Consider the following 23,639-nt stretch of genomic DNA (forward strand, 5'->3'; position numbering starts at 1 on the left):
GAAGGACCGCCCCCGTGCTCTTCCTGTACCTCGTGCTGCTGGTGTGCTGCGCCGTCCTGCTGGTCGCGGGCATCGTCGAACAGCGCCGGCACTACGCCGCGCTGGAGCAGATCCCGACCCGGGTCCTGGTCAACGGCATCCGCGGCAAGAGTTCGATCACCCGGCTCTGCGCGGGCGCGCTGCGCGGCGGCGGCCTGGTGACGGTGGCCAAGACCACCGGCACCGCGGCCCGGTTCATCCACCCCGACGCGACCGAGGAGCCGGTCTACCGGAAGTTCGGCATCGCCAACGTGGTGGAGCAGATCGGCATCGTCCGCCGGGCCGCGACCTACCGCCCGCACGCCCTGGTGATCGAGTGCATGGCGGTGATGCCGGCGCTCCAGGAGGTCAACCAGACCAAGCTGATCCGCTCCACCATCGGCGTGCTCTGCAACGTCCGCGAGGACCACCTGGCCGAGATGGGCCCGACGCTGGACGACGTGGCCCGGTCGCTCTCCCGCTCGATGCCGGTCGGCGGCGTCTGCGTCACCGCCGAGCGGGACCGCTTGCACATCCTGCGCGCGGAGGCGGCCGCGCGGGACTGCGAACTGATCGTGGTCGACCCGGAGTCGGTCACCGACGAGGAGCTGCGCGGCTTCAGCTGGTTCACCTTCAAGGAGAACGTGGCCATCGCCCTCGCCGTCGCCGAGCTCCTCGGCATCGAGCGGCAGACGGCGCTGCGGGGGATGTGGCAGGCCCCGCCGGATCCGGGCGTGCTCTCCGTCGAGCGGTACCGCACCGGGGACGGCCGGCGACTGCGGTTCGCCAACGTCTTCGCGGCCAACGACCCCGAGTCCACCCTGATGAACGTCCGTCAGCTGGAGAGCCTCGGCGCGATCCACCGCCCGCTCAACGTCGTGATCAACTGCCGCCCGGACCGGGTCGAGCGCAACGGCCAGATGGGCCAGATCGTGCCGGACCTCGACCCGGACACCGTCTTCCTGATCGGCCACCCCACCCGGAGCGCCCGGGACGGCATCCCGGCCGGCTGGCCGGGCCGGGTGGTCGACCTCGGCGGCGACCGGCGCGACCCGGCGGCGCTCACCGCGGACCTGCTGGCCGGGCTCGGACCGGACTCCTCGCTGGTCGCGATCGGCAACATCCACGGCCAGGGCGAGCTGTTCCTGGAGGAGCTCGCCCGGCTCGACCCGGACGAGGAGCCGGAGGCGGCACCCGAGCCCGAGCCCACGACGATGCCGGACGCGTGGCCGGCGGCGGCCCCGTCCGGGGAGCCGGGGTACGGCGAGCACGGGTACGCGCAGGACGGGTACGCGCAGCACGGGTACGCCGAGCACGGATACGGCGAGCACGGCTACGCGCACGACGGATACGCCCAGCACGGCTACGCCCAGCACGGCTACGCCCAGCACGGCTACGCCGAACACGGCTACCCGCAGCACGGCCACACCCAGCCCTGGCCCACCGCCCCCGTGCCCACCGAGCCCCCCTCGCCCCAGCCGGTGTACGTCCCCGAGCCGCTGCCGGACTCCTGGTTCGCCCCCGCCCCCACCCGCCGGACCACCCCCTTCCCCCACGGAGACCAGCAGTGATCCCCACCGAGCTCACCCCCGAGATCGCCGCCATCGGCATCGCGCTCGGCCTGGTCTTCTCGCTCGTCTGCTACCTGACCACCAACCTCTCCCCCGGCGGCATGATCACCCCCGGCTGGCTGGCCCTCACACTGGTCGAGGACCTCCAGCGGGTGGCCATCGTGATCGGGGTGACCGCGCTGACCTACCTCGCCACCCGGGCCGTCCAGAAGCTGGTGATCCTCTACGGCAAGCGGCTGTTCGCCGCCGTGGTGCTGATCGGCGTCCTGCTCCAGGCCACCGTGATGCTGGTGCTCCAGCGCGAGCTGCCCACCCTGTACGCGAACCAGACGCTCGGCTTCATCGTCCCCGGCCTGATCGCCTACCAGCTGGTCCGCCAGCCCCGGGCGGCCACCCTGATGGCTACCGGCACGGTGACCCTCGCCAACTACGTGGTGCTCACCGCCGGCGTGCTGCTCGGCGCGCTCCCCGGCACCTGATCCCGGTACCCGTCCCCGGTAGCGCCCCGACCCCCAGCACCCGCAGGAAGCCAGGCCCCTCATGCCCGTCACCCGGAAGTCCCTGCTCAGCACCGGCCTCGCCGTCACCCTGCTGGCCGCCGGCGGCTACCTCACCGTGCAGCTGCGGGACCGCGACCGGCTGCCCGCCGAGGGCGTCGGCACCGCCCCGCTGATCGCCGCCACCGCCACGGCGAGCCCGGCCGCCGCCGGCACCGCCGCGGCCGCCACCGGGTACCGCTACGAGCGGCTGGCCGGCCCGGACCGCACGGTCGTGCGGGACTCCCGCGGCGGGGTGCTCGCCACCCTGACCGACGGCGCCCGGACCGCCGTCCTGGCCGGCCCGAGCCGTACCTTCGCCGAGCCGGGCACGACCGCGGCCACCCTGGTCAGCGACAGCTGGGTCCGGCTGCTGCCGCAGACCTGGCGGGCCGGCGCGGAGACCGAGGGGTGGTTCCGCACCTGGTTCCAGCAGTCGCTCGGCTCCACCGGGGACGACGTGCTGGCGATCGCCGTCCAGTACCTGGCGGGCGCGCCGGAGGGCCGGGACGCCAAGGGCGTACGGGTCAGGGGCGACGCCTCGTTCGGCCCGCTCAACCCCAACGGCTCGGCCGGCAACGACCTGCGGCTGGAGCAGACCGACTTCCTCGACTACCTCGGTACCGCGTACACCTTCGCCGACAAGGTCACCAAGCAGCCCGACAAGACCCGCTACGGCTCCTTCGACTGCTCCGGGTTCGTCCGGATGGTCTACGGCTACCGCTCCGGCTACCCGCTGCTCAGCAAGGACGTGGCCGGCGCCGGTCTGCCGCGCACCGCCAACGGCCTGGCCCGGCTCGCCCCCGGGGTCCCGGTGCTGCCGCTGACCACCGCCCCCGGCTCCGACGCCACCCTGCGGCCCGCCTCGATCGACCCGCTGCAACCCGGTGACCTGGTCTTCTTCGAGATCGACGCGCGCACCGGCGCCCGGCTCGACCACACCGGCATCTACCTCGGCCTGGACACCGACGGCCACCCCCGCTACATCTCCAGCCGCGAGGAGGCGAACGGTCCGACCTTCGGCGACAAGGGCGGCACCGCCCGCCTGGACGACAACGGCCTGTACGCGAAGGGACTGCGCAGCGCGAAGCGGCTGTAGATTGCTCCCGCCCGGGGGCTCGGACACGGGCTCCCGAGCTGTACTTTCACGCCATCCGGGTAACGATCCGGCACGTCGTACCAGGATTTTCTACGCGCGTAGCCGATTCCCGTCTATCCTCGGACCTGTGAACGCATCTCCTCAGTCGGTCGTCTCCGCCGACCCCTACGCCGCCGCCCAGGCCGCCGCCGAGCGCCTGCGCGAGCTGACCGGCGCCGAGCGCCACGACGTCGCCCTGGTGATGGGCTCCGGCTGGGTGCCGGCCGCCGAGGCCCTCGGCGAGACGGTCGCGGAGTTCCCGGTCACCGAACTCCCGGGCTTCCCCGCCCCCGCCGTGGCCGGCCACGCCGGCACCATCCGCTCGGTGAAGATCGGTGACAAGCGCGCCCTGATCTTCCTGGGCCGCAACCACTACTACGAGGGCCACGGCGTGGCCACCGTGGTCCACGGCGTGCGCACCGCGGCCGCCGCGGGCTGCGGCATCATCGTGCTGACCAACGGCTGCGGCGGTCTGCGCCAGGGCTGGACCCCCGGCCAGCCGGTGCTGATCAGCGACCACATCAACCTGACCGCGGACTCCCCGATCGTCGGCGCCAACTTCGTCGACCTGACGGACCTCTACTCCAAGCGGCTGCGCGACCTCTGCCGCGAGGTGGACTCCAGCCTCGACGAGGCCGTCTACGTGCAGTTCCGCGGCCCGCACTACGAGACCCCGGCCGAGGTCAACATGGCCCGGGTGATCGGTGGCGAGCTGGTCGGCATGTCCACCACGCTGGAGGCCATCGCCGCCCGCGAGGCCGGCGCCGAGGTGCTCGGCATCTCGCTGGTCACCAACCTGGCCGCGGGCATCACCGGCGAGCCGCTCAACCACGCCGAGGTGCTGGAGGCCGGCAAGGCCTCCGCCGAGCGCATGGGCACGCTGCTCGCGAAGGTCCTTGAGCGGATCTGACCCGGCTCTGACGCACAATCGTGAGCGACGGGGTCCGCGGGCGGCTGTGATCAGCGGATCACAGCCGCCCGCGGGCCCCGTCCGCATGCGCGCCCCCTTCTTGCGGAACCCTCCGGCCGACCGAACCGACGCACTTCCCGATGGAGCTGCAGCCATGACGCAGGCACCCACCACCGATCTCCTCGCCCGGGCCCGGACCTGGCTGGCCGAGGACCCCGACCCGCAGACCCGCGAGGAGCTGGCCGCGCTGCTGGCCGAGGCCGAGGGCCCGGACGCCGAGTCGGACAGCAAGCTCGCCTGGTCGCGCCTGGCCGAGCGGTTCTCCAACCGGCTCCAGTTCGGTACCGCCGGCCTGCGCGGCGAGCTGGGCGCGGGCCCGATGCGGATGAACCGCGCCGTGGTGATCCGGGCCGCCGCCGGCCTGGTGGCGTACGTGCAGAAGGAGAACCTGGGCGACCTGGTCGTCATCGGCTACGACGCCCGGCACAAGTCGTACGACTTCGCCCGCGACACCGCCGCCGTGGTGGTCGGCGCCGGCCTGCGGGCCGCCCTGCTGCCGCGCGCCCTGCCCACCCCGGTGCTCGCCTTCGCGGTCCGCCACCTGGGCGCGGCCGCCGGTGTCACCGTCACCGCCAGCCACAACCCGCCGCAGGACAACGGCTACAAGGTCTACCTGGGCGACGGCTCGCAGATCGTCCCGCCCGCCGACGCCGGGATCGCCGCCGAGATCGACGCGATCCGCTCGCTCACCGAGGTCCCGCTCGCCGAGGACGGCTGGGACGTGCTCGGCGAGGACCTCGTGGACGCGTACCTGACCCGCGCCGTCTCCACCGTGGACCCGCACAGCCCGCGCGACCTGGACGTCGTCTACACCCCGATGCACGGCGTCGGCCGGGACACCCTGGTCGCCGCCTTCCGCCGGGCCGGCTTCCCCGCGCCCACCGTGGTCGCCGAGCAGGCCGAGCCCGACCCGGACTTCCCGACCGTGGCCTTCCCCAACCCGGAGGAGCCGGGGGCGATGGACCTCGCCTTCCGCACCGCCGCCTCGGTCGGCCCGGACATCGTGATCGCCAACGACCCGGACGCCGACCGCTGCGCGGTGGCCGTCCCGGCCAACGGCAACGCCGCCGGCGGCAACGGCACCGGCTGGCGGATGCTGCGCGGCGACGACGTGGGCGCGCTGCTCGGCGCCGCGCTGGTCGCCAAGCAGGCCACCGGCACCTTCGCCACCACCATCGTCTCCTCCACCCTGCTCGGCCGGATCGCCGAGGCCGCCGGGCTGGGCTACGCCGAGACGCTGACCGGCTTCAAGTGGATCGCCCGCGCCGACGGCCTGCGCTACGGCTTCGAGGAGGCGCTCGGCTACTGCGTCGACCCGGAGGGCGTGCGCGACAAGGACGGCATCACCGCCGCCCTGCTGGTCGCCGAGCTCGCCGCCACCCTCAAGCGGTCCGGCCGGACCCTCGCCGACCTGCTGGACGACCTGGCGCTGGAGCACGGCCTGCACGCCACCGACCAGCTCTCCGTCCGGGTGGAGGACCTCACGCTGATCGCCGAGGCGATGCGGCGCCTGCGCGAGCAGCCGCCGACCGTGCTGGCCGGCCTCACCGTCACCCGGGCCGACGACCTGACCGCCGGCTCCGCCGACCTGCCGCCGACCGACGGCCTGCGCTACTACCTGGCCGGCGAGGCCGTCCGCTCGGCCCGGATCGTGGTCCGGCCGTCCGGCACCGAGCCCAAGCTGAAGTGCTACCTGGAGGTCGTCCTGCCGGTCGGCTCCGCCGCCGACCTGGCCGGCGCCCGGGAGCGTGCCGCAGAGCTGCTCGGCGCGATCAAGCGCGACCTGGCCGTGGCCGCCGGCATCGACGGCTGAGCCACCCGGCGCGCCGGGCCCTCCCGCGCGACCGAAGGGGCCCCCGCCACGGCGGGGGCCCCTTCGTCAGGTCGTCTTCGTCAGGTCGTCTTCGTCAGGTCGTCTTCGTCAGGTCCTCAGACCGCGATCGCGACGATCAGCGCGGCCAGACCCAGCAGGGTCGGCGCGATGATCCACCAGCACCACCGCACCACCACCGGGCCAGCCGCGGCGGGGTTCCCCGCGTTCCGGTCCGCCGTGTCCTGCAGGATCGCGACCACCTGGTCGGACCAGGCCCGGTTCGGGTCCGGCGCGCCCTCGACCACCGACGGGGTGGGCCGGCCGAAGGCCGCCCCCAGCCGGGAGGCGTGCTGCTCGGGGCCGCCGCGCTGCTGGATCCGGTTGGCCCGCTTGCGCTGGCGCAGCGACACCGGCACGGCCCACACCTGGTACTTGTTGCCCCCGGCCAGCAGCTCCACCGAGTAGCCCGCGCGCAGCGCGTCCACCGACGCCCAGGGCGCGGTGATCGTCCGCAGCGGGTTGCGCACCACCAGCCGCCGGTCGTTCACCCGCACCGCCGGCCGCAGCGTGTAGGCGATCACCGGGAAGGCGAACACCGGTACCGCGGCCAGCGACACGTACGGGGTCTTGCCCGTCCCGTTCAGCGCCGCGTCCGCGATCAGCCACCCGGCCACGGCCAGCAGCAGCACACCGGAGATGACACCGGGAATGGAGCGGTACACGCGGTCCGCGTACACGGGCTCCCCGTCGGAGCCGGCCGAGCCCTGGTGGGGCTTGCCGTCGGATTCGGTCATGCCGACGATTCTGCCCCATGCTCCCCCTGATCTACAGGGGCGGCGATCACCGTGGCGACCTCGGCCGTTCTCCTCCCCGCCCGGGTGAGTCCACCCCCACCTCCGCCCCGCGCCGCCCCCGACCCGCCGATGGTCCCTCCGGAACCGGTCCCCACCCGGCCGAGATATCGGTCCGGCATCGAAAGGTGGGGGGCCTAGCGGTTGACTACGCGCGTAGATATGCTGGTGTGGTGACTATGTCCACTCTTGCAGCCAATGCCCCCGGCGCTGCGGGCAGCGGTCTTGCGGACGTTGCGGCGTCCGAAGCCTCGCTCCGCCGCTTCCTGCACGGCCTGCCCGGCGTCGACCAGGTCGGCCTGGAGGCGCGTGCCGCCACCCTCGGTACCCGCTCGATCAAGACCACGTCGAAGGCCTACGCCATCGACCTGGCCATCTCGATGATCGACCTGACCACGCTCGAAGGCGCGGACACCGCCGGCAAGGTGCGCGCGCTGTGCGCCAAGGGCCGGACCCCGGATCCGTCCGACCCGACCACCCCGCGCGTCGCCGCCATCTGTGTCTATCCGGACATGGTCGCCACCGCGAAGGACGCCCTGCGGGGCACCGACATCCAGGTCGCCTCCGTCGCCACCGCCTTCCCCGCCGGGCGCGCCGCGCTCCCGGTGAAGCTCGCCGACACCGCCGACGCGGTCGCGGCCGGCGCCGACGAGATCGACATGGTGATCGACCGGGGCGCCTTCCTCTCCGGCCGTTACCTGGACGTCTTCAACGAGATCGTCGCCGTCAAGGAGGCGTGCAAGCGCCCCGACGGCACCGCCGCCCACCTCAAGGTGATCTTCGAGACCGGCGAGCTGCAGACGTACGACAACGTGCGCCGCGTCTCGTGGCTGGCGATGCTGGCCGGCGCCGACTTCATCAAGACCTCCACCGGCAAGGTCGCCGTCAACGCGACCCCGCCGGTCACCCTGCTGATGCTGGAGGCCGTCCGCGACTTCAAGGCGCAGACCGGTGTCCAGGTCGGCGTGAAGCCCGCCGGTGGCATCAAGACCACCAAGGACGCCATGAAGTACCTGGTGATGGTCAACGAGACCCTCGGCGACGACTGGCTGACCCCGCACTGGTTCCGCTTCGGCGCGTCCAGCCTGCTCAACGATCTGCTGATGCAGCGTCAGAAGCTGACCACCGGACGGTACTCCGGCCCCGACTACGTGACGGTGGACTGATCACCATGGCCAAGAAGAAGAACATCGAGGAGCCCGCGGCCAAGCCGGCCGGCGGCCTCTTCAGCTACGCCCCGGCGCCCGAGTCCCCCGCCGCCGCGGGTGACATCGCCACCTCCTACGGCCACTTCATCGGCGGCGAGTTCGTCGACTCCTCCGGCAGCGAGGCCCTGAAGACGGTCAACCCGGCCACCGAGCAGGTGCTCGCCGAGTTCGCCCAGGGCACCGACGAGGACGTCGACCGCGCGGTCGCCGCCGCCCGCAAGGCCTTCACCGACTGGTCGGCGCTGCCGGGCAGTGAGCGCGCCAAGTACCTGTTCCGGATCGCCCGGATCATCCAGGAGCGCAGCCGCGAGCTGGCCGTGCTGGAGTCGATCGACAACGGCAAGCCGATCCGCGAGACCCGCGACGTCGACCTGCCGCTGGTCGCCGCGCACTTCTTCTACTACGCGGGCTGGGCCGACAAGCTGGACTTCGCCGGCTACGGCCCGAACCCGCGCCCGCTGGGCGTGGCCGGCCAGGTCATCCCGTGGAACTTCCCGCTGCTGATGCTGGCGTGGAAGATCGCCCCGGCGCTGGCCACCGGCAACACCGTGGTGCTGAAGCCGGCCGAGACCACCCCGCTGACCGCGCTGCGCTTCGCCGAGATCTGCCGCCAGGCGGGTCTGCCGAAGGGCGTCGTCAACATCGTCACCGGTGACGGCCGCACCGGCGCCGCGCTCACCTCGCACCCGGACGTCAACAAGGTCGCCTTCACCGGCTCCACCCCGGTCGGCCGGGCGATCGCCAAGCAGATCGCCGGCACCCGCAAGAAGCTCTCGCTGGAGCTCGGCGGCAAGGCCGCGAACATCGTCTTCGACGACGCGCCGATCGACCAGGCGGTCGAGGGCATCGTCAACGGCATCTTCTTCAACCAGGGCCACGTCTGCTGCGCGGGCTCGCGCCTGCTGGTCCAGGAGTCGATCCACGACGAGCTGCTGGACGCCCTGAAGCGTCGGATGGGCACCCTGCGGGTCGGCGACCCGCTGGACAAGAACACCGACATCGGCGCCATCAACTCGGCCGCCCAGCTGGCCCGGATCACCGCGCTGACCGACGCCGGCGAGGCCGAGGGCGCCGAGCGCTGGTCGCCCGCGTGCGAGCTGCCGGGCACCGGCTTCTGGTTCAAGCCGACCCTGTTCACCGGCGTCAGCCAGGCCCACCGGATCGCCCAGGAGGAGATCTTCGGGCCGGTCCTGTCGGTGCTGACCTTCCGCACCCCCGCCGAGGCGGTCGAGAAGGCCAACAACACCCCGTACGGCCTCTCCGCCGGCATCTGGACGGAGAAGGGCTCGCGCATCCTCTGGACCGCCAACCGGCTCAAGGCCGGCGTGGTCTGGGCCAACACCTTCAACAAGTTCGACCCGACCTCGCCGTTCGGCGGCTACAAGGAGTCGGGTTACGGCCGCGAGGGTGGCCGCCACGGTCTGGAGCCCTACCTGAATGTCGAGGCCCGAGATGTCTGATGTCGTGAGCCGTCTTGATGTCCTCAAGACCTACAAGCTGTACGTCGGCGGGAAGTTCCCGCGCTCCGAGAGCGGGCGGGTGTACGAGGTGACCGACTCCAACGGCGAGTGGCTCGCCAACGCCCCGCTCGGCACCCGCAAGGACGCCCGGGACGCCGTGCTGGCCGCCCGCGCGGCGGTCAAGGGCTGGGCCGGCACCACCGCGTACAACCGCGGCCAGGTGCTGTACCGCGTCGCCGAGATGCTCCAGGGCCGGCGTGAGCAGTTCGCCGCCGAGGTGGCGCTCTCCGAGGGCGTCGGCCCGAAGAAGGCCGCCGCCCTGGTGGACGCCGCCATCGACCGCTGGGTCTGGTACGCGGGCTGGACCGACAAGGTCGCCCAGATCGCGGGCGGCGCCAACCCGGTCGCCGGGCCGTTCTTCAACCTCTCCACCCCGGAGCCGACCGGTGTGGTCGGGATCGTCGCCCCGCAGGCCGGCTACGGGCACTCGCTGCTCGGCCTGGTCTCGGTGATCGCGCCCGCCATCGCCACCGGCAACACCGTGGTCGTCGCGGCCGCCGCCGACGCGCCGCTGCCGGCCCTGTCGCTGGGCGAGGTGCTGGCCACCTCGGACGTCCCCGGCGGCGTGGTCAACATCATCTCGGGCCGGACCGTCGACATCGCGCCCACCCTGGCCTCGCACCAGGACGTCAACGCGGTGGACCTCACCGGGGCGATCGCCGCCGACGGTCCCGGCGCGGCGGGTGCGCTGGAAGCGGCTGCCGCGGATACCCTGAAGAGGGTGGTCCGTCCGGAGCTGGACCCGTTCGCCCAGGACTGGACCAATGCTCCCGGTACCGACCGGCTACTCTCGTTCCTGGAGACGAAGACGGTCTGGCACCCGATGGGGATCTGACCTCCCCCGTCACCCGTGGGCCCGGTGGGCCCGCCGAGTAACAACTCCACAGACTGGCCGTCCCCAGTGCCCTCACCCCCCCAGGGCCCGGACGGTCATTGGACGGACCCGCGCCTCTCCCCCCCTGGCGCGGGTCCGTCGACTTTCCCGGCCTTCTCCGGCGGCGCGGACCGTCGACCTTCGTCGCCGCCGCGCCATCCTTTCGGCGCTCCCGGCCGCGCCCCGCCCCCGCGCAGACCGGGCCGCCACCGCCCGCCGGGCGCCCGACGCCGGGCCGCCGGTCTTCCTCCAGGTCGACAGCCGGTACCTGCCGCCGCCGCGGCTCGCCCTCGCCGCGCCCCGGTCTCCGCAGAAGATGTGATCCGACCGGTTTCGGCATCGGGCCCCGATGCGTCAGACTGGTGTCCCGTGAGTGACTCCCCGCTGAATGCCGCCCCGATAGCCCGCGCCCGAGTGGTCCTGCTGTCCGGGCCCTCCGGATCGGGCAAGTCCTCACTCGCGGAGCGCAGCGGCCTGCCGGTGCTGCAGCTCGACGACTTCTACAAGGACGGGGACGACCCCACCCTGCCGCTGCTGCCCGACGGCGCGGTCGACTGGGACTCCCCGCTCGCCTGGCACCGCGAGCAGGCCGTGGCCGCGATCCGCAGCCTCCACGGGACCGGCCGCGCCGAGGTCCCGGTGTACTCGATCCCGGCCAACGGCCGCGTCTCCACCCGGGTGCTGGACCTGGCCGGCGCGCCCGCGTTCATCGCCGAGGGCATCTTCGCCGCCGAGATCGCGGGCGACTGCGCCGCCGAGGGCCTGCTGGGCGACGCCCTGTGCCTGCGCAACGGCGCGCTCACCACGGCCTGGCGCCGGCTGCGCCGGGACGTCCGGGAGAGCCGCAAGTCGCTGCCCGTCCTGGTCCGCCGCGGCTGGCGGCTGATGCGCGCGGAGCGCTCGATCGTCGGCCGGCAGGTCGGGCTGGGCGCCCACCCCTGCACCGGGCCGGAGGCGGACCGGCGGATCCGCGCGGCGGCCGGGCGGCAGCTCTCCGCGGTCTGAGCCCCGGCCCCCGGACGGGCCGGGCTCCGGCGCGGTCCGAGAGCCTGGAACAGGACAACGGCGGGCCCGGTGCGTCTCCCCCGCACCGGGCCCGCCGCCTTCCCGGACGGCCACCGGGCTCCCCCGGTGGCGCCGCTCCCCCGAGCCGGCGCCGCCAGTTCCCTGACCGTCCTCACCCGTCCCCCGACGGGAGTTCCCACCCCTCTCGGGGTCCTTCCTCAGGCGACCAGCTCGCCGAACGCCCGGACGGTGTCGCCCGACTTGTTCAGGTGCTCGTCGTCACGCAGCCGGCGCAGCGCGCGCCAGATGCTGCTCTTGACCGTGCCGACGCTGATGCCGAGCACGTCGGCGATCTCCGGGTCGGTCTTGCCCTCGTAGTAGCGCAGCACCAGCATGGTCCGCTGGTTCTCCGGCAGCTTCGCCAGCGCCTGCCAGAGCACGGCGCGCAGCTCGGTGCCGCCCATCGCGTCGGTGTCGCCGACCGTCTCCGGCAGCTCCTCGGTCGGGTACTCGTTGACCTTGCGGCGCCGCCAGGCGGAGATGTGCAGGTTGGTCATGGTGCGGCGGAGGTAGCCCCCCACCGCGGCCTTGTCGGTGATCCGGCCCCAGGCCCGGTAGGTGCTGAAGAGCGCGCTCTGCAGCAGGTCCTCGGCCTCGTAGCGGTCACCGGTCAGGTGGTACGCCGTGGCGTACAGGGAGGCGCGGCGCTCGCGCACGTACGCGGTGAACTCCTTGGTGTGGTCCTCCGCGACGGCCGGGTGCTCCCCCTGCGCGTCTCCCTGTGCCGCCTCGGTGGTGCGGGCCGCCGCGGGGTTCAGCCGCAGCAGCGTCGCACCGGCGGTCCCGCGGCCGGCCGACTCCCCCGAGTCGACCTTCCGCAGCCCGCTCCCCCCGATTTCCCCGTTCCCCCCCGGGGTGTCCTTGCCCTCGACGCGGACGGGGAGGATCCCCCGCAGCGTGAGGGTGTTGGCGGAGTCGACCACCGTCCCCCGGTGGCCGATTCCGTACAGCTCCCCCTGCCTGCCGCCGCCGCTCACCCGGCGGGCGACCGTACTTCCACCGGCGCTGTGGGCGCACCCCCGCACGATCACGGCTCCGGAGTTCTCGTCGGTCCTGACCTCGTACCGGGTCCGGTGGGTGGCCGATGAGGAGCGCGCCGTGCGGTCAGCCGGGTTGGTCCGGGTCTGCAGCCTGGCGTTCATCGTGCGCCCCCTTCGTCGGTACGAGCGGTTCCTGTCGCCGCCGTTCAGCCGGCCTGTTGGCCCGCTGTCCTGCGGCGACATGGAAAATCTTGCCCGCCGGTTGTGATGACGCTGTCCGTCGACTGTCACAGGGGTGTCACAGGGGCGGGGCTTTCGTCCCGCACCGCTTCTCGCCGTGACGGACGCCGGTGGCCCGGGTTCCGGTTCCCGCGCGGGCGGTGGCCGGTGCCGGGGGGTGATTCGGCGCTCCGGGTGAGCCAGAATGAGGCCGTGCCTTTCCTCCTACTGATCGAGGACGACGACGCCATCCGTACCGGCCTCGAACTCGCCCTCACCCGCCAGGGCCACAAAGTGGCCACCGCCGCCTCCGGTGAGGACGGTCTGAGGCTCTTCAAGGAGCAGCGGCCGGACCTGATCGTGCTGGACGTCATGCTGCCCGGAATCGACGGCTTCGAGGTCTGCCGCCGGATCCGCCGCACCGACCAGCTGCCGATCATCCTGCTCACCGCCCGGTCCGACGACATCGACGTCGTGGTCGGCCTGGAGTCCGGCGCGGACGACTACGTCGTCAAGCCGGTGCAGCCGCGCGTCCTGGACGCCCGGATCCGGGCCGTGCTGCGACGCGGTGAGCGGGAGAGCTCGGACTCCTCCGCGTACGGCACGGTGGTGATCGACCGCGCGGCGATGACCGTCACCAAGGACGGTGAGGACCTCCAGCTCACCCCGACCGAGCTGCGACTGCTGCTGGAGCTCAGCCGCCGGCCCGGGCAGGCGCTCTCCCGCCAGCAGTTGCTGCGCCTGGTCTGGGAGCACGACTACCTCGGCGACTCCCGGCTGGTGGACGCGTGCGTCCAGCGGCTGCGGGCGAAGGTCGAGGACGTGCCCTCGGCACCGACCCTGATCCGCACCGTGCGCGGGGTCGGCTACCGGCTGGACCCTCCGGCGTGACCGCCCCCGGCCGCGCCCCGCTCCTGATACCCCGGCTCTCCTGATCTTCCGCAACGACAGGCTCCCGTGACTGACCTTCAGACGACGACCAGCCGCTTCTCCTCGGGCCCGTGGCGACGGCTGCGCTCCCTGCGGGTGCGGCTGATCGCGGTGTTCGCCGCGGTCGCGCTGCTCGCCGCCGTCTCGGCCTCCGGCATCGCGTACTGGCTGAACCGGGACGCGGTGCTCAAGCGCGCCCAGGACACCGCTCTCAACGACTTCCGGGTCTCGCTCACCCGCAACGTCTCCGAGCTGCCGCTGAACGCCACCTGCGCCGAGCTGAACCAGCTGGCCGCCAGCGTCGCCAGCTCCGGGCTCAGCTACGAGGTGGTGGTCTCCGACCCCGCCCGCCCGGACTGCGTCGCCTCCTCGGACCCGACGTCCTACACGCTCGCCGATGTCCCGGCCAAGCTGCGGGACACCGTGGCGAAGCCGCGCGAGATCACCGACAACAACCGGTACGCGTACCACCTGTACTGGCAGCGGCAGAACCTGGACGGCCGGCCGTTCGTGATCGGCGGCACCAAGGTGGTGCCGACCGGGCCGACGGCGTACATGTTCAAGTCGCTGGAGAACGAGCGGGCCGACCTGAACACCCTCGGCTGGTCGCTGGCGATCGCCACCCTGCTGGCGCTGATCGGCTCGGCGCTGCTCGCCCAGGCCGCGTCGGCGACGGTGCTGCGCCCGGTCAAGCGGCTCGGCGACGCGGCCCGGCGGCTCGGCGAGGGCCATCTGGACACCCGGCTCGAAGTCGACGGCTCGGACGAGCTCGCGGACCTGGCCAGGACGTTCAACCGCACCGCGGAGTCCCTGCACGAGCAGGTCGAGGAGCTGAGCGCGCGGGAGGCGCAGAGCCGGCGGTTCGTCGCCGACATGTCGCACGAGCTGCGGACCCCGCTGACCGCGATGACCGCCGTGACGGACATCCTGGAGGACGAGGCCGAGTCGCTGGACCCGATGATCGAGCCGGCCGTGCGGCTGGTGGTCAACGAGACGCGCCGGCTGTCCGACCTGGTGGAGAACCTGATGGAGGTGACCCGCTTCGACGCCGGTACGGCCAGGCTGGTCGCCGACGAGGTGGACATCTCCGATCTGATCATGTCCTGCATCGACGGCCGGGCCTGGTACGACGCGGTCGAACTGGACGCCCCGCGCGGTGTCCGGGCCGTGGTCGACCCGCGTCGGCTGGACGTGGTCTTCGCCAACCTGATCGGCAACGCGCTCAAGCACGGCGGCTCGCCGGTGCGGGTGACGGTCCGGGAGGTCGGGCCGGCGGGTGGTGCGGCCGGCGGTGCGGGAGTCGGCCCGGACGACGGTGCGGCCGTCGACCCGGCCGGCGGCCCGGAGGGCGCCGCGGCGGCCGGCTCGGTGGGCTCGGTGGTCATCGAGGTCTCGGACAGCGGCCCGGGCATCCCCGAGGACGTGCTGCCGCACGTCTTCGACCGGTTCTACAAGGCCGACAAGGGGCGGGCGCGGTCCGAGGGCAGCGGGCTGGGCCTGTCGATCGCGATGGCCAACGCACAGATCCACGGGGGGACGATCACGGCCGCCAACGGGGAGGTGGGGGCGGTGTTCACGCTGACGCTGCCGCGGACCCAGCCTCCGCCGCCGGCCGCCGACTCCGAGGAGAGTGCGCAGTGACCCCCCGCCCGTCCGTTCCCGCCGGCCCGTCGCCCGCCTCCCGCCCGGCCCGACCGTCGCGTGCCTCCCGGCCGGGCCGGGTGCTCGGCGCGGCCGGGCTGGTCGCGCTGGCCGCCCTCGCCGCCGGGTGCGGCATCCGGCCGACCGCCGTCCCGGTGGACGCGGGCGCGCCCGCCAGCCGGACGGCCTGCCCGACCGCGCCGACCATACCGACGGCGCCGGCCGCACCGTCCCCGGTCGGCCCGACGGCACCGGCCTCGCATTCCTCGGTGAAGCCGTTCGTGAGCCCGGCGCCGTCGGCCACGCGGGCCTCCGGGCCGTCCACCCCGCCGGCGGACAACGTGTTCAGCGCGGTGGCATCCCCGGCCCCGGCGGCCTCACCCACCTGTCGCTGACCGGTGCCGTCCGATCGCGGCCGCCTGTCGACCTGACAGGGCCCGACCTGATCCGGTCAAGCCCGACCCGATCCGACCCGATCCGACCTGATCCAGGGCGTTTCGGGCCGCTTCGGGCCGCTTCGGGGCGCTCCGGGCGTGCGGCGGATTGTTCACGCCGGGCGTGGAACCGCCGCGCCACCGGCTCACGTCCTTCCCCGCGTGCAGCGAGATGGCACCAGGGCACGCGACGAGCGTTCCGGCGTGCGGACCGAGACCGGGCCGGCGGCGGCCGTCCACCGTCCCCTACGGCTGGCGGGCCTGATCGGCCTCACCCTCCATCTGGCCCTGGCCGGCTGGCTGGTGCTGAGACCGCTGCCGGTGGCCTGGGTCTACGACGCCAATCTGACGCCGCTCGCCTCGCTCCGCTTCTCCACCGCCTGGCAGTTGCTGGGCGAACTGCTCCTGCTGGCTCCGCTCGGCGTGCTGCTCCCGCTGGCCGGCGGCCGCCTCCGGGCCCGCTGGCTGCCGTCCTTCCTCCGCACCACGGGCGTCTCCGCCCTGCTGGCCACCGCGCTGGAGTTCCTCTCCTCCTGGACCCCCGGCCACGTCCTGAACGTCGACCACATACTGTTCGCCGTCGTCGGCGTCGCCGCCGTCCACCTCGCCCTGGTACCCGCCTGCCGGTCGCTGCTGACCCGGCCCCGCCGGCCGCGTGCCGAGCGGCCCGCCCCGGCGCCCGCGCCGGTGCCCCCGCCCGTCTACGCGGAGCCCGTCTCGTCCCACGGCCACTGAGGCGGCTCACCGCTCGCCGGACAGGAGGAGGCACCGGGGGCGGACACCTCGCACGGGGCGGGGTCGATCAACCGCCCCCGTTCGGGGGCGTCCCGACCGCACGCCCGGCAGCGCACCGTGACCTGGCCGCCCGCCGCGCGCAGGCGGGCCACCGGGTCGTCCAGGTCGCGCAGGTTGCCGTCCCGCACGGGGGCGGGCAGGTCGTCCAGGAGCAGCTTGCCGTGCCACAGGCTCAGGCCGGTCAGCACGCGGACGGCGCGGAGCAGCTCGATCCGCCGCTCCCCCGCGCCGGTCAGCTCGGCGACGAACTCCGGTTCCTCCACCGGCTCACCCTCTCGGTCGCGCCCGCTCGGTCCCGCTCGTTCGGTCGCGCCCGCTCGGTCCCGCCTCGGTGAGCCCGGCCGGGGGTCAGCGGACGAGGCGGTGCGCGCGCCGCCGGCGGCGCTTCGCGACCAGGACACCCAGGGTGCCCACGCCCATCCCGATCGCCATGGCGCCGGTGATCGCCATCGGCGCGGAGGAGGAGCCGCCGCCGGTCGACGCCAGCCCCGCCTCCGGCGCCGGGACGGGAGCCACCGCCGGAGCCGCCGCGGCCGCCGGCTGGCTGGGCGCCGCCCCGGCGACCTGCGCGGCGGGGACCACCGCGGCGGTGGACGGCGAGGGCGCGACCGGCGCCGGAGCCGGGGGCGTGCTCGCCGGCGCGGCGGCGGTCGTGGCGGCCGGGGCCGGGGGTGTCGGCGACGCCGAGGGGGACGGCGGGGCGGACGGCGTGCCGGAGGCGCTCGGCGCCGCGACCGTGAACCGGACCGCCCGGCCGGAGGTCGTGACGGCGAGTCCGGCGCCCTCCGGCAGGCTGTGGCCGGTCAGCAGCACGGACGCGCCACCGAGCGGAGCGCCCTCGGCGAAGGTCAGCCGGACCTCGATCGTGCGGGAGGCGCCGTCGCGCAGCCTGACCAGGTCGGCCTCCTTGTCGCCCGTGCCGAGCCCGAAGTTCAACTGGCCGGTGGCCGGGTCCTCCTGCCGGGTGGTGGCGGGCAGCCACCCGCCCTCCGGGGTCCGGAATTCGAGCCGGACCACGTCGGCGGGGAGCGGGCCCTCGGTCTGGAGGGTGACCTCGGGGAGGACCCGGACGTCCTTGCCGCTGTGGTTGGCGACGACCAGCTTGAACGGCCGCCCCTGGCCACCGGCGGTGAAGGAGGCGGGGACGCCTTCGACGCTCAGCTCGGCCGGGCCGGGCGCGGGGGCCGGCGTCGGGCTGTTCGGCCCGCCGACCGGGACGATGGTGAAGCGCCCGTACTCGCTGAAGGGGTTGGAGATCCGCTGCTCAGGCGGCAGCGTCGGGTCCGACACCACGGCCCGGAACGCGGCCGTCGCCGTTCCGCCGACGGCACCGGCGGTGACGGCGAGCCGCAGCCGGTAGCCGACCGAGGCCCCGGCCGGCACGCTGATCCTGGTGGCGAAGGTGTCGAGCTCCCACACGGCGCCGACCGACTGGCCGGGGCCGAGCAGCGCGGCCTTCCACTGGCCGCTGCCGGGCGCCTGGAACTCCAGCCTGAGCTGGGTCTCCTTGATGCCGGAGTTGACGTCCGCCAGGGTGAACCCGGTCGTGGCGTCCACCGCGTGGTCGGCGGAGTTCCTCAGGGTCGCGGTGAACTCGACCGGCGCCGCACCGGCGGTGAGGGTCCGGGGAAGGCCGTCCAGCGTGATCGACACCGGAGCGCTCTGCGCCCGGGTGCCCGGCGGGCTCTGGGTGCTCCGAGCGGTCGACGGGGCGGCGAGCGCGGCCGGGGCGGAGGCCAGGACGGTGCCGGAGACGAGAGTCGCGGTGGCGGCCAGGGCGAGGAGGCCGCGGTGCTGAGTACGCATTGGAACCTCACGGAGGAGAGCGGGCCTGGCCCGGCAGCGAGTAGTCGCCAGGACTGTGTGGGAACCCGACGCAGGCCATGACCGTCCCGCTGCTTCGCCCCCAAACTCCAGCAACGGCGGCATCATATCCGAACGTGTGGACCAATCGTGAAGGAGTTTCGGTCGCCGGGACGAACAGTCGGTGCGGGTCGCCGAGAGCGTCCGCGCCGCCCGATTCCGGCCCGCCGCACGGCTGTTGCCCGGCGGGCCGCAAGACTGTCAGGCGGCCCGCCGCACCCGGCCGCCGACCTCGACCAGACCGCCGGGCCGGACGGCCGTGACGAGCTGCGAACCGAGCCCCTGGGCGATCGTCAGATCGCGTCGCAGCTCGGCCGTGAGCAGCAGCGCGGCGGCGCCGGTGGCCTCGTCCTCGTCGATCCCGTCACCACGGCCGGGGAAGGCCCGCGCCCGTACGGTGCCCGCCCGCTCGTCCTGCCAGGCCCAGGCGTAGATCCACTCCCCCGGCGGCGGGACGTCCAGGGCGTCCACCTCGGCGGCGGAGCCGTACCGCCTCAGCGTGCGCCCCGGCGCCCACTCGGCGCGGGCCTCGATCCGGGTGAACTCCGCGTCCTGGCGCACCCGGACGGTGCCGGCGGCGGTCACCAGCCGGTCCGCGCCCAGCAGCCAGGCCGCGCCGACGCACGGGTGGCCAGCGAACGGCAGGCGAACGCTGGGCGTGTAGATGTCGATCGCGCCGCGCTCGGCGTCGTCGACGAAGACCGTCTCGCTGAAGCCGAGTTCGCGGGCGAGGGCCAGCCGGCCGGCCTCACCGGGGACGGCCGCCCCGTCGCGGACCACGCCGAGTTCGTTGCCGTGCCCGCCGTCGGGGCCGCAAAAGACCCGAAGGACCTCATAGTCAGTCATTCGTCCACCCAACCACGGGTGGGGGGTGGATTCAGCAATGAGTCCGTGACGAAAACGCGGCGGCGAATGTCGGCGGGCTCCAGTACTGTGCGCACTCGTCCCCATCAGTTCCGCCCTTCTCACCTCCCACAGGAATAGCCTCCGTGAACCTCGACTTCACCGTTGACCCCCTTTTCTCCTGGTATGTCGTGCTGCTGGCGATCAGCGGCATCGCCATGGTCGTGCTCGGCGCGATCAACCTCGGCGGCGGCCTGAGCGCCGGCTGGCGCGCCATCAACGTGATCGCCGGTATCGCGTTCACCGGCTACGCGTACTACCTCGCGTTCGTCTTCGAGGGCGGCGAGTACCGGATGTTCTTCCAGGCGTTCATCCTCCCGGTGCTGCTGATCGTCAACGCCGTGAAGGCGATGGTGGCCCGCGGCAACGCCCCGGCCCCGCAGCCGGTCCCGTACCCGGGGGCGTACGACCCGAACGCGCAGTACAACCCGAACGCCCAGTACAACCCGAACGCGCCGCACAACCCCAACGCGCAGTACAACCCCAACGCCGCGCCGAACCCCTACGCGCAGGCCGCGCCGGTCCCGCCGCAGGGCGCCCCGGCCGCCCAGCCCGTCCAGCCCGCGGCCCAGCCGCCGGCCCCTCAGCACCCGGCGGGCTGATCCCGGTGGCCGGCGCCGCTCTTCCGGTGGTCGGCCACCCCTGGTCGAATGGCGGGGCACCGCTTCACGCATCCGCCGCCGGACCTGTTCCGGCAGTACCCCGCAGAGGCCGACGATGACACCCGACGAAGCGGACCCCGCGCCCGCCCCGGACCGCGCGCCCGCCCCGGACCGCGGCGAGGAGCCGCCCGACCTGGGTGACGCCCATGTCGGGCTGCTCGTGGCCCTCGGCGCGGTGGCCATCACCTGGTGGGTCGCCGAGCGGCCCGGGTGGGCCCTGGTCATCGCGGCCGCCCTCGCCGTCTGGTTCGTGGTCGCGTTGGCCTTCGTCACCGCGTTCGGCGGCCGCGGCCGCAACGCCGTCCGCCGCGCCTACGCCGCCACCTTCGGCTGGCTGACGTACTTCTGACGCGTCCGCCGTCGCCCCACCCCGGGGCGACGGCGGACGGCTGGGCGGATCAGGGCGTCAGGCGGTGCAGGTCTCGGGGGAAGAGCGTGGTGCGACGGACGTTGTCCGCCTCCGTCAGCCGGGCCGTCCAGCGCTCCAGGCCGAGCGCGAAGCCCCCGTGCGGGGGCATCCCGTGCGCGAAGGAGCGCAGGTAACTCTCGTACGGCTCCACCGGCTCGCCCCGGGCGGCGAGCGCGGCGAGGTAGTCCTCGTACCGGTGCAGCCGCTGGCCGCCGGTGACCAGCTCCAGCCCCCGGAACAGCAGGTCGAAGCTGTTGGAGTACTCCGGCCGGCCCGGCTCCGGGTGGGTGTAGAACGGCCGCTTGCGCATCGGGTACCCGGCCACGAACAGAAACTCGCTGCCGTACTCGCGCCGGGCCCACGCGCTGAGCCACCGCTCGTGCGCGGGCGCGAGGTCCGGTTCGTCGGCGCCCAGCAGCCGCATCGCCTCGGCGAAGTGGATCTGCGGGATCTCGGCCGGGACGACGGGCAGGTCCACCGCGAGCAGGTCGACCGCCTCTGCCGCACGGGCGGCGACCGAGGCCAGCATCCCGGCCACGGCCTCGCGGACGACGGCCATCACGTCGCGATGGTCGGTGATGAAGCCCAGTTCGGCGTCGAGACTCGTGTACTGGGCCAAGTGGCGCGCGGTGTCGTGCGGTTCGGCCCGGAACACCGGCCCGGTCTCGTAGACCCGCTCGAACACCCCGACCATGGCCTGCTTGAAGAACTGCGGCGACTGCGCCAGATAGGCCGGGCGGCCGAACCAGTCGAGGGCGAAGACGTTCGCGCCGGACTCGGTGGCCGAGGAGACCACCTTCGGCGTCTGGATCTCGGTGAACCCGAGGCCGTCGAGAGCGGCCCGGAACCCCGCGACGGAGGCCGCCGTGATCCGGTGCGGGGCGGCGAGGCGCGGGTGGCGGAGGGTGACCGGCGCGCCGTCCAGGATCACCGGGAGCGCGGCCGGGACGGTGGGGCGGAAGAGGGGGAACGGCGGCGGCTCGGCGAGGCTGGAGAGCACCTCGACGACGGGCTCGGTCAGTTCGACGCCCTTCGGTGCCTGGGCGTTGGCCACCACCCTGCCGCGGATCCGCAGCACCGTCTCCTCCGGGATGTCGGCCACCCCTTCGGGGGCCACCACCTGGGCGAGGCCGGAGCGGTCCCGCAGGACGAGGAAGGTGACGGACTTCAGCGCGCGGCGGCGGTGCAGCCAGCCGCAGAGTTCGATGGACTCGCCGACATGGCCGGGTAGTTCGGCGGCCAGGACACGGGCGGTCGTCGGGTGGATCATCGCGGCCCTCCAGGGGCGTCGTGGTGATCCCTTGGGAGTGCGGGCGAGAAGGGAACTCGCGGTGCCACCGCACTTTCGCCGCCGCCGATGGGAACGGCAGCGACCTCGTGGCTGGCCCGGTGACGGGGGCCGACCGGCGGGGCATTTCCTCCCCGCACTCAGGAGTGTCTTCCCTCCGGGCGGTGAGGCCGCCTTCCCAGCAACCGGCGGCTCTCTCGGCCCACGGGGCCCGGAGGTACTCGTCTCCCTCGACGTGTTGAGGAGGAGCGTAGGTCGCGCCCGAGCGCCCCGCAACGGGATTCCCTCCTCATCTCAGCCCAGTGCCTCGCCCGCCGCGCCGATCAGGTCGCGGGCCCGCTCACCGTGAACGGCCTGCTCGGCCAGCTCACCGAAGGCCTGGACGTACAGGGCGATCTCGGTCGGCTGGCTGATCGTGAGGTACCCGGAGACCAGCTCGACGTTCACCTGGACCGCGTCGTAGATCCAGAAGCCCTCGACGGGCATCCGCGCGCGGTCCGGACTCATCGGCACGACGCCGAGGCTCACGTTGGGCAGCGAGCCGACGGTGAGCAGGTGGGCGAGCTGCTCGCGCTGGACGTCCCGGCCGCCGGGGCCGGAGCGCAGCACGGACTCCTCCACGAGAAAGGCGAACCGGCGGTCGCCCTCGTGGAGGACCCGCTGCCGCTCCATCCGCACGTCCACGGCGGCGTCCACGTCGTCCAGGATCAGGCGGCGGCGCTGGACGGCCCGGAGCACCGATTCGGTGTAGGCGCGGGTCTGGAGCAACCCGGGGACCAGCCAGGAGGAGTACGCGCGGAAGCGGTGGGTGCGCTCGTAGCGCGGCAGAGCCGCCTCCTGCACGCGCCTCAGGCCGTCCTTCTCCATGCGCCGCCACTCGACGAACATGCCGTCGACCGCCCGCAACGAGGCGATGAGGTCCGGCGCCCGATCGTCAGCGCCGGACGCCCGGCACCAGGCCAGGAGATCTCCGGGTGACGGCAGGGTGCGGGCGTTCTCGATTCGCGAGGACTTGGACGGATGCCAGCCGCAGAGCTCGGCGAGCTCCCGACCGGTGAGACCTGCCTCCCGCCGGATCTCGCCGAGACGGTCGGCGAGATCCCGCCGGGCCTGCTGGACACTTGACGATGCTGGATCGGACATGGGCTTTCGGCCGCTCAGCGCGGCCGGTACTCCTCATGGGGAACGGCCCGCTGCCACACGGATTCAAAGGCTGATCCGCACAGCTTGGCCAGGGCTTGGTCGGTCACGTACTCACGACCGTCGACGTCCAGCTGGCCGTCGCCGGTGAAGTGGTGGAAGAGCACGGTCTCATCGTCGAAGACCCAGAAATCCGGCCCGGGGAGCGCGAGATCGCGGGTCTGCCGCCTTGGAAGCCAGCGCACCAGCTCCCCCGCGGCAATGTTGGCGAACGTCCCGTCGTACTCATAGCGGACGTAGTCGCTGATCGGCTCGGAGACGATGCGCGCCCGCCGGACTGTGACTCCCCTGGCCATCGCGGTGCTGACCACGTCGTGCCAGGTGCCCCACCAGGAGGCCCGGTGCGCGGGATCCGTTCGATGCCCGCCCTGCCAGGCGATGAAGTCGGGATCGTCCCGCATGTAGCTGTCGCGCATCTCCAGGTGCACGGCCGAATACCGGGCCACAGCCAGAGCCTCACGAGCCGGTGGTTGCACGCTCTCCCCCGAAGCACAAGCGGTCGACGTTCCGCCGCAAGACTTCTCCCGGTAGCTCACGGGGTCAAGAACATTGCCCCGGCGCCCGGAGGCACCGGGGCAGCGCAGGGGCGCATCCGTGCAATCCGCTGCAATGCGGCCGGCCGGCGGGACTTTCCGTGGTGGGGGGGGGGGGGCCCCCCCCCCCCCCCCACCCCCCCCCCCCCCCCCCGGGGGCCCCCCCCCCCCCCCCCCCGCGCCCCCCCCCCCGGCGCCCCCGGGGCGGGGGCGCCGCC

General features: G+C 73.6%; 23 protein-coding genes. 15 read left to right on the forward strand and 8 right to left on the reverse strand.

Annotated elements, in window-relative coordinates:
* Positions 1-14: 14 nt before the first annotated feature.
* From pgsB to ACIQTO_RS34660, 5 genes are all read left to right on the forward strand, one after another.
* Entirely contained in the window at positions 15-1,589 is a 1,575-nt protein-coding gene (gene pgsB / locus ACIQTO_RS34640; RefSeq protein ID WP_402396706.1) for a poly-gamma-glutamate synthase PgsB, read from the forward strand.
* Entirely contained in the window at positions 1,586-2,068 is a 483-nt protein-coding gene (locus ACIQTO_RS34645) for a poly-gamma-glutamate biosynthesis protein PgsC/CapC (RefSeq protein ID WP_402396708.1), read from the forward strand. Before pgsB ends, ACIQTO_RS34645 begins: the two co-directional genes overlap by 4 nt.
* 61 nt (positions 2,069-2,129) lie before the next feature.
* Entirely contained in the window at positions 2,130-3,224 is a 1,095-nt protein-coding gene (locus ACIQTO_RS34650; protein WP_402396711.1) for an NlpC/P60 family protein, read from the forward strand.
* 127 nt (positions 3,225-3,351) lie between these two features.
* Positions 3,352-4,173: a purine-nucleoside phosphorylase gene (locus ACIQTO_RS34655; protein WP_402396714.1), complete on the forward strand. Its 822-nt coding sequence runs from the start codon at positions 3,352-3,354 to the stop codon at positions 4,171-4,173.
* A 154-nt stretch (positions 4,174-4,327) separates the two neighbouring features.
* Positions 4,328-6,046 (forward strand): phospho-sugar mutase, encoded by a 1,719-nt coding sequence (locus ACIQTO_RS34660; protein WP_402396717.1) that lies wholly within the window; start codon positions 4,328-4,330, stop codon positions 6,044-6,046.
* A 116-nt stretch (positions 6,047-6,162) separates the two neighbouring features.
* On the opposite strand, the gene ACIQTO_RS34665 is transcribed toward ACIQTO_RS34660, so the two are convergent.
* Positions 6,163-6,840, reverse strand: coding sequence for a PH domain-containing protein (locus ACIQTO_RS34665; protein WP_402396720.1), 678 nt, complete (start codon positions 6,838-6,840; stop codon positions 6,163-6,165).
* 236 nt (positions 6,841-7,076) lie between these two features.
* On the opposite strand from ACIQTO_RS34665, the gene deoC reads away from it, so the two are divergent.
* From deoC to ACIQTO_RS34685, 4 genes are all read left to right on the forward strand, one after another.
* Positions 7,077-8,063, forward strand: coding sequence for a deoxyribose-phosphate aldolase (deoC, locus tag ACIQTO_RS34670; RefSeq protein ID WP_402396723.1), 987 nt, complete (start codon positions 7,077-7,079; stop codon positions 8,061-8,063).
* 5 nt (positions 8,064-8,068) lie between these two features.
* Positions 8,069-9,565: an aldehyde dehydrogenase family protein gene (locus tag ACIQTO_RS34675; RefSeq protein ID WP_402396726.1), complete on the forward strand. Its 1,497-nt coding sequence runs from the start codon at positions 8,069-8,071 to the stop codon at positions 9,563-9,565.
* Positions 9,558-10,460, forward strand: coding sequence for an aldehyde dehydrogenase family protein (locus ACIQTO_RS34680; protein ID WP_402396729.1), 903 nt, complete (start codon positions 9,558-9,560; stop codon positions 10,458-10,460). Before ACIQTO_RS34675 ends, ACIQTO_RS34680 begins: the two co-directional genes overlap by 8 nt.
* A gap of 408 nt (positions 10,461-10,868) precedes the next feature.
* Complete coding sequence (locus ACIQTO_RS34685; protein ID WP_402396732.1) at positions 10,869-11,504, forward strand: ATP-binding protein; 636 nt, start codon at positions 10,869-10,871, stop codon at positions 11,502-11,504.
* A 218-nt stretch (positions 11,505-11,722) separates the two neighbouring features.
* Here the strand turns inward: ACIQTO_RS34685 and ACIQTO_RS34690 are convergent, their stop codons facing one another.
* On the reverse strand, positions 11,723-12,706 hold the full coding sequence (locus tag ACIQTO_RS34690; protein ID WP_402396734.1) for a SigE family RNA polymerase sigma factor: 984 nt from the start codon (positions 12,704-12,706) through the stop codon (positions 11,723-11,725).
* A gap of 270 nt (positions 12,707-12,976) precedes the next feature.
* Here ACIQTO_RS34690 and ACIQTO_RS34695 point away from each other — a divergent pair, with 270 nt between their 5' ends.
* The 4 genes from ACIQTO_RS34695 to ACIQTO_RS34710 all read left to right on the forward strand — a co-directional run bounded on the left by ACIQTO_RS34695 (position 12,977) and on the right by ACIQTO_RS34710 (position 16,503).
* Positions 12,977-13,654, forward strand: a complete 678-nt coding sequence (locus ACIQTO_RS34695; protein WP_329487983.1) for a response regulator transcription factor — start codon at positions 12,977-12,979, stop codon at positions 13,652-13,654.
* A gap of 66 nt (positions 13,655-13,720) precedes the next feature.
* Positions 13,721-15,334 (forward strand): ATP-binding protein, encoded by a 1,614-nt coding sequence (locus ACIQTO_RS34700; protein WP_402396737.1) that lies wholly within the window; start codon positions 13,721-13,723, stop codon positions 15,332-15,334.
* Positions 15,331-15,729, forward strand: coding sequence for a hypothetical protein (locus ACIQTO_RS34705; RefSeq protein WP_402396739.1), 399 nt, complete (start codon positions 15,331-15,333; stop codon positions 15,727-15,729). The genes ACIQTO_RS34700 and ACIQTO_RS34705 overlap by 4 nt, the downstream gene beginning before the upstream one ends.
* Positions 15,730-15,972: 243 nt before the next feature.
* Positions 15,973-16,503, forward strand: a complete 531-nt coding sequence (locus ACIQTO_RS34710) for a VanZ family protein (protein ID WP_402396742.1) — start codon at positions 15,973-15,975, stop codon at positions 16,501-16,503.
* Here ACIQTO_RS34710 and ACIQTO_RS34715 read toward each other — a convergent pair.
* The 3 genes from ACIQTO_RS34715 to ACIQTO_RS34725 all read right to left on the reverse strand — a co-directional run bounded on the left by ACIQTO_RS34715 (position 16,470) and on the right by ACIQTO_RS34725 (position 19,272).
* Positions 16,470-16,826, reverse strand: a complete 357-nt coding sequence (locus tag ACIQTO_RS34715) for a ribosomal protein L7/L12 (RefSeq protein WP_402396744.1) — start codon at positions 16,824-16,826, stop codon at positions 16,470-16,472. The two genes, ACIQTO_RS34710 and ACIQTO_RS34715, sit on opposite strands and share 34 nt — an antisense overlap.
* Positions 16,827-16,911: 85 nt before the next feature.
* Positions 16,912-18,369 (reverse strand): hypothetical protein, encoded by a 1,458-nt coding sequence (locus ACIQTO_RS34720; protein WP_402396747.1) that lies wholly within the window; start codon positions 18,367-18,369, stop codon positions 16,912-16,914.
* A gap of 258 nt (positions 18,370-18,627) precedes the next feature.
* Positions 18,628-19,272, reverse strand: a complete 645-nt coding sequence (locus tag ACIQTO_RS34725) for a PhzF family phenazine biosynthesis protein (protein ID WP_402396749.1) — start codon at positions 19,270-19,272, stop codon at positions 18,628-18,630.
* A 143-nt stretch (positions 19,273-19,415) separates the two neighbouring features.
* Here ACIQTO_RS34725 and ACIQTO_RS34730 point away from each other — a divergent pair, with 143 nt between their 5' ends.
* Together ACIQTO_RS34730 and ACIQTO_RS34735 are read left to right on the forward strand one after the other, a co-directional pair.
* Positions 19,416-19,931, forward strand: a complete 516-nt coding sequence (locus tag ACIQTO_RS34730) for a hypothetical protein (protein ID WP_402396752.1) — start codon at positions 19,416-19,418, stop codon at positions 19,929-19,931.
* 115 nt (positions 19,932-20,046) lie between these two features.
* Positions 20,047-20,340, forward strand: coding sequence for a hypothetical protein (locus ACIQTO_RS34735; protein ID WP_402396754.1), 294 nt, complete (start codon positions 20,047-20,049; stop codon positions 20,338-20,340).
* Between the two features lie 49 nt (positions 20,341-20,389).
* Here the strand turns inward: ACIQTO_RS34735 and aspS are convergent, their stop codons facing one another.
* The 3 genes from aspS to ACIQTO_RS34750 all read right to left on the reverse strand — a co-directional run bounded on the left by aspS (position 20,390) and on the right by ACIQTO_RS34750 (position 23,334).
* Complete coding sequence (gene aspS, locus ACIQTO_RS34740; RefSeq protein WP_402396757.1) at positions 20,390-21,670, reverse strand: aspartate--tRNA(Asn) ligase; 1,281 nt, start codon at positions 21,668-21,670, stop codon at positions 20,390-20,392.
* A 312-nt stretch (positions 21,671-21,982) separates the two neighbouring features.
* Entirely contained in the window at positions 21,983-22,831 is an 849-nt protein-coding gene (locus ACIQTO_RS34745) for a helix-turn-helix domain-containing protein (RefSeq protein ID WP_402396759.1), read from the reverse strand.
* A gap of 14 nt (positions 22,832-22,845) precedes the next feature.
* Positions 22,846-23,334 (reverse strand): DUF6879 family protein, encoded by a 489-nt coding sequence (locus tag ACIQTO_RS34750; protein ID WP_402396762.1) that lies wholly within the window; start codon positions 23,332-23,334, stop codon positions 22,846-22,848.
* Between the last annotated feature and the right edge of the window lie 305 nt (positions 23,335-23,639).

Source organism: Kitasatospora sp. NPDC091207, from assembly GCF_044768625.1.
Classification (GTDB): Bacteria; Actinomycetota; Actinomycetes; order Streptomycetales; family Streptomycetaceae; genus Kitasatospora.